The following is a 13,236-nucleotide window of genomic DNA, read 5'->3' on the forward strand; positions in this document are numbered from 1 at the left end:
AGTGTTTAAATGGAAAAATCAAATAAAGTAGTGATTATTGGTGCGGGTCCTGCTGGTATAGGTATGGCTATTGCATTAATTGAAATGGGATTAGATGATATTCTTATATTAGATAAAGGACAAGTTGGTGAATCTTTTAAAAATTGGCCATTATCAACTCGTTTTATCACACCTTCGTTTACAACAAATGGATTTGGAACACCAGATATTAACGCAATCACACCTCATAGTTCTCCTGCTTTTACTTTTAAAAAAGAACATATTTCAGGTAAAGAGTATGTTCAATATTTAGAAGCACTTGTACAGATTTATAACTTGAAAATTGACCAACATACAAATGTATTAGATGTATCCAATAATATAGCCAAAGACACATATAAAATTTATACAGATCAAGGGACTATTGATGCTGAATATATCTTTGTTGCGACAGGGAATTTTTCATATCCTTATAAACCGTTTAACCATGGTAGACATTATAGTGAGGTTGAGAAATTTTCAGATATAAATGGTGAACTGGCTGTCGTAATTGGTGGTAATGAAAGTGGGTTTGATGCAGCAATCAATTTAGCATTATCCGGTAAAATTGTTGATATTTATACTAATTCTACAAGTTATAAACAAGAAGATGCTGATCCGAGTATTCGACTTTCTCCTTATACACACCAACGATATGAAGAATTAAAGGAACTTGGTTATCCCATACGTATTCATACCGAACATGTGGTGAAAGAAATAGAGTATAAAAATGGTCAATATGTTATTCAATTTAACGGCGTACATGACGATGTGAAAATTTCCGAAGAACCAATACTTGCTACTGGATTTAATCCTGTTCAACATAATCGACTAACCCGAATATTATTTGAAAATGATGGTACAAATTTTATGCTAACTGACGATGATGAATCAACAATTAATCCTAATGTCTTTATGATAGGAGATACGGTTAAGCATCAAGATGTGATTCTTTGTTATATTTACAAATTTAGAACGCGTTTAGCTGTTCTAGCAAAATTAATATGTGATCGAGAAAGCTTTGAAGCAAATGAGGATGCTATTGAGTTCTATCAATCAAATCAAATGTTTTTAGATGATTATACTTGTTGCGATGTGAATTGTTCATGTTAAAAGTTGAATATAATATTAAAAATGGAACTTGTTCACCGATACCAGACGGTGAACATTATATTGTGATTAAGCAGCTAAAAAAACTATCAACAGAACAGAAGTTGCAGTTCAAAAGGTATATCATTCAAAAGCAATTAAAGCTGACTATAGATGAAAACTTTAAACAAAAGATAGATGATCCTGACGAATCAAAATATATTATCTCTGAATTGGATATCTTAAGACAGGAACAAGCGAAACATATCCCTAAAATAAAAGATATGTTTTTAGCTTTTGCTTTAATCATATTAATGTTTATGTTGCCAATATATATTTCATATTATTTATCTCAATATATTCAAAATCATTGGGTAGAGCAGTTTTTAGACTATGTAATACATACTGTTCAATTCGAAGAAAAGGCTTTGAATGAATTATTATTTGGAGATTATGGGTTATTGTCTCTCGGTATATATTCAATCATTTGGGCATTACCCGTTGTCGTTTTCATTAGTATTTCTACAAATATTATTAGTGAAAGTCATTTGAAATCTTATATCGTTTGGTCAATCGATCCAGTTATGACAAAAGTAGGATTAACTGGTTACGATATTGTGCCAGTTATAGAGGGATTTGGTTGTAATTCTGCAGCAGTATTGCGCGCCAATCATGATTGTAGTACTTGTACTAAAAATAACTGTATAAGTATGGTTAGCTTTGGATCATCATGTAGTTATCAAATTGGCGCAACACTTTCACTGTTCAGTGTAATCAATGCCCCATGGTTATTTATTCCTTATTTAATAATCGTATTTATCGGTGGTTTAATACATATTAAACTATGGTCCCCAAAAAGTATGATACCAACTCATTATTTTGTGTTAGATAAAGTTAGAAAGCCTTCAATTAAAGCTGTTTGGAAACAATCCAAACAGACTATTCTGTCATTCTTAGCTCAAGCTTTACCAATATTTATGATGATTTGTGTATGTGCGAGTATCCTTTCTATGACACCTATTTTACTGTGGACTGCAAATATCTTTAATCCAATTTTACAGTTGATGAATGCACCTCAAGAGATGTCAACGGGTATTCTATTCTCAATGATTAGAAAAGATGGTATGTTGTTGTTCAATATGAATCAGGGTTCATTATTGCAAGCAATGCCATTAAAAAGCGTATTCTTATTAGTATTATTTAGTTCAACATTTTCTGCATGTTCTGTAACAATCACTATGATAATTAAAAATTTAGGGTGGAAACAAGGTCTAGGAATTGTCGTAAAACAAATGATAACAGCGACAATTTGCTTATGTATAACTGTATTGATTATGAATTTTTTGGAGGGATTTAATTGATATTATCAGATCAAGATATTAAACAGTCTATTAGTGAAGGTCAAGTGAGTGTTACACCTTATCGAGAACAACTTATAGAACCAGCTTCTATTGATTTAACATTAGGCAATCATTTTCTACTACCCATTTCACCGAAAGATAATGTGCAATCGTTGAAAGATCCTATTCAGTATGATGAAGTTGTTGCCAAAACTTTTACAATACCAGGTAAATCATTTGTATTAGCGACTACACAAGAATATGTGAAACTTTCAAATATGATGACGGGTTTTGTAGAAGGGAGGAGTTCAATTGGCAGAGCGGGTTTATTTATACAGAATGCTGGTTGGGTAGATCCGGGGTTTGAAGGTCATATTACTTTAGAATTATTTAATGCGAATGATTTCTCATTAAAAATTGAAGAAAATCAACGGATATGTCAACTTGTAATAGCACGTACACATTTACCTGCTATTTCTGGGTACAATGGAAAGTATCAAAGACAAGTCAACACAACAGGTAGTAAAGTGTTTATGGATTTTGACAAATATTAAAGGTGGATTTGGTATGGAAATTTTTATCATTACTGGATTTTTAGGAAGCGGGAAGACTTCTTTACTGAATCATTTAATTAAAGATGTCCATAAAGAAGGTAAACGAATTGCTGTCATTATGAATGAGTTTGGTAAGAGGACAGTCGATTCTGAGTTAATTCAGTCAGATGTTACAGTGAATGAAATCATCAATGGCTGTATATGTTGTGAAATGAAAGATGATGTTGCACATCAATTGCATATGTTATATATTGAACAACAACCAGAAATAGTTTTAATTGAATGTAGTGGTATTGCACACCCATTAGAAGTACTAGATGCATGTTTGACACCTGTGCTTTCGTCATTTATAACAATAAGAAGTATCATCGGCATCATAGATATACCGGAATATCAAAAAATAGCAACCTATTCAAAACAAACACAACAACTTATCGATGTTCAACTAAAGTATTGTCAGGATATTATAGTAAATAAGCTTGATTTAATCGATTCGTGTGAGGCAATCAATGTTATTAAATCTATACAAGAACAATATCCAAGAGCAGAAACATTTTCAACAACTTATGGAAAAGTAAGTTATCATCACTTATCTAAAAAAGTTGAAAACATCCCATTTAAGAATCAAAATCAAAATTTTCATAATCATATTTACCATAAATACTACTCAATTGAAAAGCCAGTTCAAATGGAAAAATTCAAATTATGGTTACAGAATTTACCCCAAAAGGTATATCGTGTAAAAGGATTTATAACATTCGAGAATAGTCCTAATAAATATTTAGTTCAAATTTCTAATAGTAATGTGCTTATTGAAAAGTATGATATAGACATAGATGATTATCTAATTTTAATTGGAGAAAAGATAGACGAAGAGAATATCTTTTTTAGTTTATATTGAGGAAGAGAGTACTCACAAAAAAACACTTTTGTAGAAATTCACATTATGTGAATTTAACAAAAGTGTTTTTTATCAAATGGGCCTAACTCAATTAGAAATTTCAAAGCGACAGCTGTTTTTTGATTAGATTATTTGAAAGTACACGATATCTCGAAGTCTTCGTGCGCCAAGGTACTATTTTAGGGCATAACGCACGATATCTCGTAGTCTTCGTGCGCCAGGGCACTATTTCAGGGTATAACGCACGATATCTCGAAGTCTTCGTGCGCCAGGGCACTATTTTAGGGCATAACGCACGATATCTTGTAGTCTTCGTGCGCCAGGGTACTATTTCAGGGTATAACGCACGATATCTTGTAGTCTTCGTGCGCCAGGGCACTATTTCAGGGCATAACGCACGATATCTCGAAGTCTTCGTGCGCCAGGGCACTATTTCAGGGCATAACGCACGATATCTCGAAGTCTTCGTGCGCCTTCACCTCACCGCCTTAGCTCTCTTAACTCACCAAACTCTACCATCCTACACATTCACGACTTCTGTATCTACAACTTTTGTAAATGTTGTTTGATTGATGAGCTCGGTGAGGATGCTATGTTGTGATGGGTGTAGGTTGGGGTGGTCGCGATCATCTATGATTGCCCATCCGCCTGATTCATACACTTCTAATGCATCATCTATTATATTCTGTCGATCACCTATAAACTTTACGTACTCGACTTCTTCTTTACTTGATATATCTTCAACTAAATCTCTAACAACATGACCTACGATTGTGATGCCGGGTCCTGGTATATGTGAGAGTGACTGTACTTTTTCGACGATATTAGATACGTTGCCTGCGATGACCGTTTGTTCTGGTCGTGTTGCACTGAAGATAACGGCTACTGGTATATCGTCTGTTATTTCTGCTTTAATTTCTTTAACTAAAGTTGGTAATCTCTTAACACCCATATAAATGGCGAGCGTGCCACCATTTTTGAGTGTTGTGATATCAATGGATTGTTCTTCATTATCTTTGAAGTGGCCTGTTGTAAATGTAATATTAGTTGAAATGTTGCGTTCTGTTAACCCTCGATTGAGTTCGCTCATCGCAGCTGAAGCGGCTGTTATACCAGGTACGACTTCAAATATAATGTTGTGTGATTTTAATGTGGAAACTTCTTCTGCAAGGCGTCCAAATATTGCTGGATCGCCGCCTTTTAGACGGACGATCGTCTTATTTGTGCGTGATTTTTCGACAAGTAATTGGTTAATATCTTCTTGTTTCATAGATTTATAATAAGGTCGTTTACCAACATGAATCCATTCCGTTTCTGGTGATGAAAATTGTAATACAAATGGATTTACGAGTTGATCGTATAAAATAACATCTGCTCGCTTAATGCATCGTTCTGCTTTTTTAGATAGTAATAAAGGATTTCCTGGACCTGCACCGACTAAATATACTCGAGGTTCTGCGATTATAGACATACGTATATGTCTCCATCGACCACTTCTACAGGATAAGTTGCGACACATCCTTCATCTGGTTCTTGAACTTGACCAGTTGATAAGTCGATTTTTTGGTCATGAAGGGGACAGTATACATAATCTCCGCTCACTGTACCTTCTGATAATGGACCTTGTTTATGAGGACAAACATTATTAATCGCACGAATGTTACCTTCTTCAGTTAAAAATAAACCAATTTGCGTATCTCCAACGATGACTTTCTTACCGATTAATGGTTCAAGATCTGAAATATGCGCGACTCTTACTTTTTCATTTGTTAATGTCATAGTTACACCTTCTCCACTTCAAAAATGTGACGTTTATCTTTATTGAGCACGACTTCATGCCATGGCTCTGTATCGTATGCACGTTTTGCATCCATTATGCGTGCGTATAGTTCATCTTGTTTTTCAGGATCAAGTACAACTGATTTCACTTGATCAAAGCCAAGTCTCTTGAGCCATGGTGCTGTACGTTCTGCATAAATACCTGTTTCACGATAGTATTGCATGTATGCACCACATAGTTTGACAACGTCATCTTCAGTTTCAACAGTTGTCAGTAATTCACCTGCGACGACATCTGTACCACCATTACCACCAATATAAATTTGGAAGCCATTTTCTACACCGATGACACCGAAGTCTTTGACACCTGATTCTACACAACTACGTGGACAACCTGAAACACCCATTTTGAATTTATGTGGTGTGTCGATATATTCAAATGTTTTTTCTAAGCGGATACCTAATTTTGTTGTGAATTGTGTACCAAATCGACAGAATTCTTTACCGACACAACTTTTAACTGAACGTGTCTTCTTACCATAAGCAGATGCTGAACGCATATCTAAATCTTTCCAAATTTGCGGTAATTCTTCTTTTTTAACACCGTATAAACCGATACGTTGTGCACCCGTGATTTTGACTAATGGGATGTTGTATTTCTTCGCTACTTCACCAAGTCGAATCAGTTGATCGGCATCAGTTACACCGCCACGCATTTGTGGGATGACAGAGAATGTGCCGTCTTTTTGAATGTTGGCATGGTAACGTTCGTTCGCAAAGCGTGAAGCTTTTTCATCTTCGTGGTCATGAGGATATACCATGTTTAAATAGTAGTTAATCGCAGGACGGCATTTTGGACAGCCACCTTTATCTTTAAAGTCCAATACGTGTCGAACTTCTTTAGATGTTTTTAAACCTTTCGCTCGAATTTGCGTAACGATTTGATCTCTTGTAAGGCTTGTACATGCACAAATACCTGTTGGCGCTGCAGCAACAAAGTCATCACCAAGTGTATATTCTAAAAGTTCTGCAATTTGACCTTTACACTTACCACATGAGTTACCAGCTTTCGTCACACGTGTGACATCAGCTACAGACGTTAAACCTTGGTCTTTAATCGCTTCAACGATGACACCTTTAGAAATACCGTTACATCCACAGATTGTTTCATCGTTATCCATTTCAGCAACGCTAATCGCATCAACTTCTCCTGCTTTATGAAGAATTGAAACGAGTGTATATTCATCGATTGTATCGCCTTTTTTCATCATATTATAAAAGCGATTGCCTTCTTCTGTATCACCATAAAGTACTGCTCCGACAATCGTCTTATCTTTGACGAAGATTTTCTTATAAATGTTATCGACACCGTTAAAAGTTTCAATACCACGGACACCTTCACTTTCAGTAATCCAACCAGCACTAAATAAATCACAGCCTGATACTTTTAAAGAAGTAAAGGTTGTTGAACCTTTGTAACCTTCAGTTGGAATGCCTGTAATATGATCTGCCAGGACTTTACCTTGGTCGTATAGTGGGGCAACAAGACCGTATACTTTTGAACGGTGTTCTGCACATTCTCCAACTGCGTAAATATCTGGGTCACTCGTACGCATGAAATCGTCTACTACGATACCGCGTCCAATTTCTAATCCAGCGGCACGTGCTTCTTTCGTTACTGGACGAATACCAACTGCCATCACGACCATGTCTGTTGCGATGACACGTCCATCTGATAAACGAATACCTTCAACATGGTTTTCACCAATGATTTCTTGTGTATTGGCTTGTAATTCAAATTTAATACCTTGCTTTTCAAGGTCTGCTTTTAAAAGTTCACCGGCTTTACGATCCAGTTGAACTTCCATCAGCCATTCTGCTAAATGTACGACTGTAACGTCCATACCTTGATCTACAAGACCTCGTGCGCATTCTAGACCGAGTAAACCGCCACCTATAACGATGGCACGTTTTTTAGTCTTAGCTGTTTCTAACATCTTTTCAGTGTCATCGATGGTTCTGAAACCGACAACACCTTCTAGACGAGAACCATCAATTGGTAGTATGAATGAATCAGAACCAGTCGCAATAATCATTTGGTCATATGATACTTTTACCCCATGTTCTGTTTCGACTTGTTTCAGGTCACGATCAATTTTTACAACTTTATCACCTGTTATTAATCGAATGTTATGTTCTTCATACCATTCATAAGTGTTCATAATTGTTTCTTCTTTTGTCATTTTATTTTGAAGAATGTTTGATAACATGATGCGGTTATAGTTTGGATAAGGTTCTTTACCGATGATTGTGATTTCAAAGCGGTCTGGATCACGTTCTAGAATTTCTTCAATTGTACGGACACCAGCCATACCATTACCGATCATTAAAAGTTTTGTTTTACTCATGCATATCCTCCTTCGTTGAATCTAACCATGCTTTAATTTTCGCTGCATAGTGTTGTGTTCGTTGAATATCTTGGCCATGTGAGCTAATGCTGATTGTTAGGCAATTATGTTCAATATCTAAGCTGTTATAAAAGTCGGATTGTTTGCGATCCCCGGTATGATTGACCCATTGAGAGGGTAGGGCGTCTTGAGCAACTCGGTCATTCGTTTCGGGATGGTTTGTTGCGATAATAATTAAATCTGCATGGGCAATATGTTCTCGTTGATAGTCCGCTTGAATAAGGCGAATATGTTTCGTTGGTTGAATCGTATCAAAGTGCTCATGAAATTCACGTGCGATAACATCGATTGAGCAAGGCTCTGATTTCAATTTAGAGAACTTTCTCCATGCAATTTTGCCGCCACCAATGATTACGACATGTTTACCTTTAAGGTTAAGTTGAACTGGATACATCCGGCACCGCCTCACATTCAGCAATTCTTAAATGTACGATGTCTTTTAATAAAGGATGAAAATTAATAGCCGTCGTATATGTGATAGGGTTCGGTAAACCGAGTGATTCTATTTGACGTTTCGACTTGTTTACAAGGAAACCATCATAGAAGAAAAATGGAATAATTAATAATTTACGATGCTTTTTAGCAATTTTCGGTAACGTTTCTTTAAAGCGAAGTTCACCATAGACCATACTTGGGTAACATGGATTTTGAGCCGTTGATAGTTCGCGACAAATGCGTGTAAGTGCAACATCTGGTTCATCAAAGCGTGCATTACCGTGAGCAAGTACGACAATGCCAGTTTCATCATCAATGTCATCTTTATAAGCTTCAAGTTGAGAAGCAACCCAGTTTGTCATAATCGGGTGTGTGCCTAGAGGTTTACTTAATATAAACTGCACGTTCGGGTTATTTTCTTGAAATGATTCATATAACGCTTCGATATCTTCGTAATAATGAGAAGCGGTAAACAATAATAACGGCACAAGATGAATACGAGAATATCCAGCATCAACCGTTTGTTGAATCACTTCATCTAATAAGATTTCTTCACTTTCTAAAAAGGCCACCTCATAATCAATCTCATCACTATTAAAAGTTTGATGAATAAAATTTAATAACGTTTCATTTAACTTTCCCTTTCTCATACCATGAACAACTAAAATCGTCTTTCGCATGACAATCCCTCCTACATCTTTATTCTAAAACAATATAACGAAAGTTTGTGAATTTTTTCTCAAAAAGAAGAAAAATAGGGAATTCCCTATATAATAACGTGAAAAATAATTTGTGCATATGATTTTTTGTAATAACTGACAAAAATATTTTTTAAATTTTCTGATTTGTATAATTATAAATTTTCCTAAACGTGATAGCATGAAATTGTTTATCAAAATAAGCAAAGGGGTCGTGCACATTGGTAAAGGAAAATGATAAGGTAAAGAACGAAGATAGGTCGAACAAAAAGTTTAGTATGCCACATATATATGTGATTTTATTTGTTTTCGGTGTGATTGCAACTATTTCTACATATTTAATTCCATCAGGCGAGTTTGATAGGGTTAAAGGGCCTGAGGGTAGAGAAATGGTAGACGCAGATTCATTCCATTACATAGATTCCGCACCAGTTGGTTTGGTTGATTTTATATCGATTATACCACGAGGTTTAATTGAAGCAGGAGAAATTGTCTTCTTTACACTTATCATCGGTGGGATGTTTATGGTGTTAAGACGTACAGGTATTATTGAAATCGGAGTGGATAAACTTGCACGTCAGTTTATAAATAAAAGTATTTTGATCATTCCAGTGTTAACCACAGTATTTGCAATTATTGCTACATTAATCGGTACAGCAGAGTTGTCACTCGTTTATATTCCGGTTATTATTCCGCTCATTATTGCATTAGGTTATGACTCTATAACTGCTACATCTATTGCATTGTGTGGTACTGTAGTCGGCTTCACGGTCGGTGTGTTAAACCCGATCAATACTGGATTAGCTCAAAAATTATCCGGTATTCCAACATTCTCAGGACTTGGATTACGTTTAGTTATTTTTGTGATTGTACTATTTGTAACGGTATTATTTATTATGAAATACGCTAAAAAAGTTAAAAAAGATCCTTCAATCAGTTTAGTTTATCATGATGATACTGAGAAGCGACATATGTACAAAGATATTACGAATCAAGAACCGCTCGTTGCGACTAAACGACAAAAAATTGGTATTGGTGTCGTGCTCTTATTCTTTATCATTCTTGTATACGGGGTTATTACACAAGGATGGTTTATGGTAGAAATGTCAGGTCTTTTCATAGTTATGGGTATTGTAGTAGGTCTCGTAACTGGATTGAATACGCGTGAAATATGTGAGTCTTTTAATGATGGTTTCAAAGATGTATTAATGGGTGCGATTATTGTAGGGCTCGCACGTTCAATCGCTGTTGTACTTGAAGACGGAAAAATTATGGACAGTATCGTTCATGGATTAGGTTCTGTTATCGATGGAGCAACACCAACAGTAGCAGTAGTCGGTATGTATATCGTGCAAGTGCTGATTAATTTCATTATTTCTTCAGGAAGCGGACAAGCTTTAGTGACAATGCCAATTATGGCACCATTAGCGGATATGTTAGGTATTACTAGACAGACCGCAGTCTTAGCCTTCCAATTAGGAGACGGCTTTACACATGTCTTCTATCCAACTAGTGGATACTTTATGGCAGCATTAGCAATCGGAGGCGTATCATATACAAAATGGATCCGATTCTTCTTCCCACTCTTTATCGTATGGGGTGTCATTTCAATCATTTCACTAATCTTTGCACAGTTGATAGGTTGGTCGTAGGGAGAAGGACTTAGTAGTTAAATTATAAAAGGTAGACATTCAATTTTGAAATTGAATGTCTATTTATGTATGAATAAATGTTCTATCTTATTGGAAAAGTGAATATATAGGGACTGGATATTGCAAGTGAGGTGTGACAAGCAATGTTGGAGCCCTGAATGTTGCAAGTGAGATGCGACAAGCAATGTTGAAGCCTCGAATGTTGCAAGTGAGGTATGACAAGCAACATAGAGTGTCCGTATGTTGCAAGACTGACTAAACAAGCAACATAGAGCCCATCTATTTATCAAGACTGACTAAACAAGATAAATACAGCGTCTCTATTTATCAAGACTCATCAAACAAGATAAATACAACCCTTCTATTTATCAAGACAGCCCAAACAAGATAAATACAGCGTCTCTATTTATCAAGACAGACCAAACAAGATAAATACAACCTCTCTATTTATCAAGACTGTCCAAACAAGATAAATAGGCGCCTTGAATTTATCAAGACAGACCAAACAAGATAAATTCACCCGCCCTATTTCCAACTCCACGCCATCATCCAATAAACAAAAGCAGTAGTGGCCACCACAGCCACTACTGCTTTTTCATATTTACACTTAATCAAATGTAATCATTTCTGACACATATAATGCGATGCGTATGTTTAATGATTGTGATGGGTCTTCGATGTTTGTACCAATAAGATTACTACATTTGTTTATACGATATTTAACGGTATTTCGATGGATATATATTTTCTCTGCTGTCTTGGTAATATCGCACTGATTATCCATATAGACTTTTAATGTTTGTTTTAATTCTAAGTCTTTTTTAGTCTTTGGATAGCTAAGTGGACCGAGTGTATGTTTCACAAATGGTAAAAGTTTCTCTTGTGGTATGAGTTGCAATAATTCTTGTATATCTTTCGAATGGTACTGAGAAATGAACGCTCTCTCATTGTTGAATAAGCCGTTCTCGAATGCTTCGTTTGCTTCGAAAAATGATGAAGGTAATTGCGCGAACTCAGTTACTTCATTGCCGACACCGAAAGAAATTTGGTCTTCGAAATAATCATTGTAGTTGATTTGTAATTGTTTAATCATATCCAGATGATTGTCTTGTTTGTTCTGTATTAAAATGGCGAATCGATCATTACTCGGTAATCGATAAACGCTGATGTATGAGTCGATTTCGGATAATTTATCTGTTAACCATTGAAACGTTAATTGGTGTAGTTCGTTTAAATAATAACTATTTTCTAAATTATTTTTAGCATCTATGCCACAAATGATGATTTGATAATAGTCTGACGGATAGATGTAATATTGTCTTAATAAATCTGCATGTTTTTTAATAGATAATGCTTGTTCACTCTTGTTGTAGACGAGTGACTCGAAGAAGCGGTTAATGTCATTTTTTTCGACTTCTTGAATTTTAGTGTTTTTGTACAAGGCGAAACTAAGCACGCTCACAACTTGTTCGATTGTTAAAAGGCTAAATGGATAAGACAGCTTATTCACTTGAGATACCATTAAGTAATATGGGAAGTACGTGTAACCCAATACTTTAAAGATCACATGGTCTTTATTTTCGAATACTAAGTTATTTTTATCTTGCGAGAGTTCCTCTTGTTGATGTGCAGTGAAATAAGCGACGTGTTCAGATAATAATGACTGACTTTGTCTATAATGATGGCTGATCGCCTCAGGTTTCTTAAACGGATTAAATAATATGATAGGTACACCAAGTAATTTACTCATGCGTTCGATCATATTATCAATGCTGAACCCTTTAATTAGCAGTTGGTTCAGTTCTTGTTGAACTTGTAATGCATAATTTAATTTGCCTGTTTCAGAGTCAGATATAAAGGATGAAATTTCATGCGTAATCTCACCTAAGTTCCAACTTTCAGGAATTTCTATTAACGGAAACTGCAATTCGTCTGCAAAATCAATCACATCTTGGTCAATTTTATGTAAAAATCTTGAGACTTTAATACCAAGACCAGCTGTTTGAATGTCACTCAAGTCTTTAATTAATTTCTTTAAATTCTCCTGATTATCTTGAAAAAGTACGCCCGTTGTTAAGATGAAGGCATTGCTAGAAGTGAAATGTTTAATGTCATTGTTCTCAGTAATGTCTAGACTTGTTACTTCAGAAGATAAATCTCCTTTTCTATTAATTAGCTCTAAACCTTTAAATTGAGGTATAGATAATATTTCGTTTAGAGTTGTCATCATAAGACCTCCCGTTTTTGTTTATCTTTCAATGAAGATTATATAAAAGTGAAAACGATTTTTTAATAAATGAAA

At 35.3% G+C, this 13,236-nt stretch carries 11 protein-coding genes; 5 read left to right on the forward strand and 6 right to left on the reverse strand.

Annotated elements, in window-relative coordinates:
• Positions 1-9: 9 nt before the first annotated feature.
• Genes LQ679_RS11130 through LQ679_RS11145 form a run of 4 tightly spaced genes read left to right on the forward strand, consistent with a single transcriptional unit; the run spans position 10 to position 3,902 of the window.
• Complete coding sequence (locus LQ679_RS11130; RefSeq protein ID WP_239762844.1) at positions 10-1,131, forward strand: NAD(P)/FAD-dependent oxidoreductase; 1,122 nt, start codon at positions 10-12, stop codon at positions 1,129-1,131.
• The gene (locus LQ679_RS11135; RefSeq protein ID WP_239762847.1) at positions 1,125-2,468 is read left to right on the forward strand and encodes a nucleoside recognition domain-containing protein; all 1,344 of its coding nucleotides are present in this window, start codon (positions 1,125-1,127) and stop codon (positions 2,466-2,468) included. Before LQ679_RS11130 ends, LQ679_RS11135 begins: the two co-directional genes overlap by 7 nt.
• Complete coding sequence (gene dcd / locus LQ679_RS11140; RefSeq protein WP_204253159.1) at positions 2,465-3,001, forward strand: dCTP deaminase; 537 nt, start codon at positions 2,465-2,467, stop codon at positions 2,999-3,001. The genes LQ679_RS11135 and dcd overlap by 4 nt, the downstream gene beginning before the upstream one ends.
• A 13-nt stretch (positions 3,002-3,014) precedes the next feature.
• Positions 3,015-3,902, forward strand: a complete 888-nt coding sequence (locus tag LQ679_RS11145; protein ID WP_239762850.1) for a CobW family GTP-binding protein — start codon at positions 3,015-3,017, stop codon at positions 3,900-3,902.
• 520 nt (positions 3,903-4,422) lie between these two features.
• On the opposite strand, the gene cobA is transcribed toward LQ679_RS11145, so the two are convergent.
• The 5 genes from cobA to LQ679_RS11170 are packed head-to-tail and all read right to left on the reverse strand — an operon-like array spanning position 4,423 to position 9,264.
• Positions 4,423-5,373 (reverse strand): uroporphyrinogen-III C-methyltransferase, encoded by a 951-nt coding sequence (gene cobA / locus LQ679_RS11150; RefSeq protein ID WP_239762853.1) that lies wholly within the window; start codon positions 5,371-5,373, stop codon positions 4,423-4,425.
• The gene (gene nirD, locus LQ679_RS11155; protein WP_037590293.1) at positions 5,364-5,681 is read right to left on the reverse strand and encodes a nitrite reductase small subunit NirD; all 318 of its coding nucleotides are present in this window, start codon (positions 5,679-5,681) and stop codon (positions 5,364-5,366) included. Before nirD ends, cobA begins: the two co-directional genes overlap by 10 nt.
• A gap of 2 nt (positions 5,682-5,683) precedes the next feature.
• A complete protein-coding gene (nirB, locus tag LQ679_RS11160) occupies positions 5,684-8,089 on the reverse strand; it encodes a nitrite reductase large subunit NirB (protein ID WP_239762856.1) in 2,406 nt (801 codons plus the stop codon).
• Positions 8,082-8,543 (reverse strand): precorrin-2 dehydrogenase/sirohydrochlorin ferrochelatase family protein, encoded by a 462-nt coding sequence (locus LQ679_RS11165; RefSeq protein WP_239762859.1) that lies wholly within the window; start codon positions 8,541-8,543, stop codon positions 8,082-8,084. The genes nirB and LQ679_RS11165 overlap by 8 nt, the downstream gene beginning before the upstream one ends.
• Complete coding sequence (locus tag LQ679_RS11170) at positions 8,524-9,264, reverse strand: sirohydrochlorin chelatase (RefSeq protein ID WP_239762862.1); 741 nt, start codon at positions 9,262-9,264, stop codon at positions 8,524-8,526. Before LQ679_RS11170 ends, LQ679_RS11165 begins: the two co-directional genes overlap by 20 nt.
• A gap of 296 nt (positions 9,265-9,560) precedes the next feature.
• Here LQ679_RS11170 and LQ679_RS11175 point away from each other — a divergent pair, with 296 nt between their 5' ends.
• Positions 9,561-10,934, forward strand: coding sequence for a YfcC family protein (locus LQ679_RS11175; protein ID WP_204255612.1), 1,374 nt, complete (start codon positions 9,561-9,563; stop codon positions 10,932-10,934).
• Between the two features lie 607 nt (positions 10,935-11,541).
• Here LQ679_RS11175 and LQ679_RS11180 read toward each other — a convergent pair.
• Positions 11,542-13,161 (reverse strand): PucR family transcriptional regulator, encoded by a 1,620-nt coding sequence (locus tag LQ679_RS11180; protein ID WP_239762869.1) that lies wholly within the window; start codon positions 13,159-13,161, stop codon positions 11,542-11,544.
• Positions 13,162-13,236 lie beyond the last annotated feature (75 nt).

The organism is Mammaliicoccus sp. I-M35 (assembly GCF_022386455.1).
In the GTDB taxonomy this organism is placed as follows: Bacteria; Bacillota; Bacilli; order Staphylococcales; family Staphylococcaceae; genus Mammaliicoccus; species Mammaliicoccus sciuri_A.

Excerpts from the sequence above, each read along its gene's own strand:
- LQ679_RS11130 (WP_239762844.1), top strand. The coding sequence starts at position 10 with ATGGAAAAATCAAATAAAGTAGTGATTATTGGTGCGGGTCCTGCTGGT.
- LQ679_RS11135 (WP_239762847.1), top strand. The coding sequence starts at position 1,125 with ATGTTAAAAGTTGAATATAATATTAAAAATGGAACTTGTTCACCGATA.
- LQ679_RS11145 (WP_239762850.1), top strand. The coding sequence starts at position 3,015 with ATGGAAATTTTTATCATTACTGGATTTTTAGGAAGCGGGAAGACTTCT.
- cobA (WP_239762853.1), bottom strand. The coding sequence starts at position 5,373 with ATGTCTATAATCGCAGAACCTCGAGTATATTTAGTCGGTGCAGGTCCA.
- nirD (WP_037590293.1), bottom strand. The coding sequence starts at position 5,681 with ATGACATTAACAAATGAAAAAGTAAGAGTCGCGCATATTTCAGATCTT.
- nirB (WP_239762856.1), bottom strand. The coding sequence starts at position 8,089 with ATGAGTAAAACAAAACTTTTAATGATCGGTAATGGTATGGCTGGTGTC.
- LQ679_RS11165 (WP_239762859.1), bottom strand. The coding sequence starts at position 8,543 with ATGTATCCAGTTCAACTTAACCTTAAAGGTAAACATGTCGTAATCATT.
- LQ679_RS11170 (WP_239762862.1), bottom strand. The coding sequence starts at position 9,264 with ATGCGAAAGACGATTTTAGTTGTTCATGGTATGAGAAAGGGAAAGTTA.
- LQ679_RS11175 (WP_204255612.1), top strand. The coding sequence starts at position 9,561 with ATGCCACATATATATGTGATTTTATTTGTTTTCGGTGTGATTGCAACT.
- LQ679_RS11180 (WP_239762869.1), bottom strand. The coding sequence starts at position 13,161 with ATGACAACTCTAAACGAAATATTATCTATACCTCAATTTAAAGGTTTA.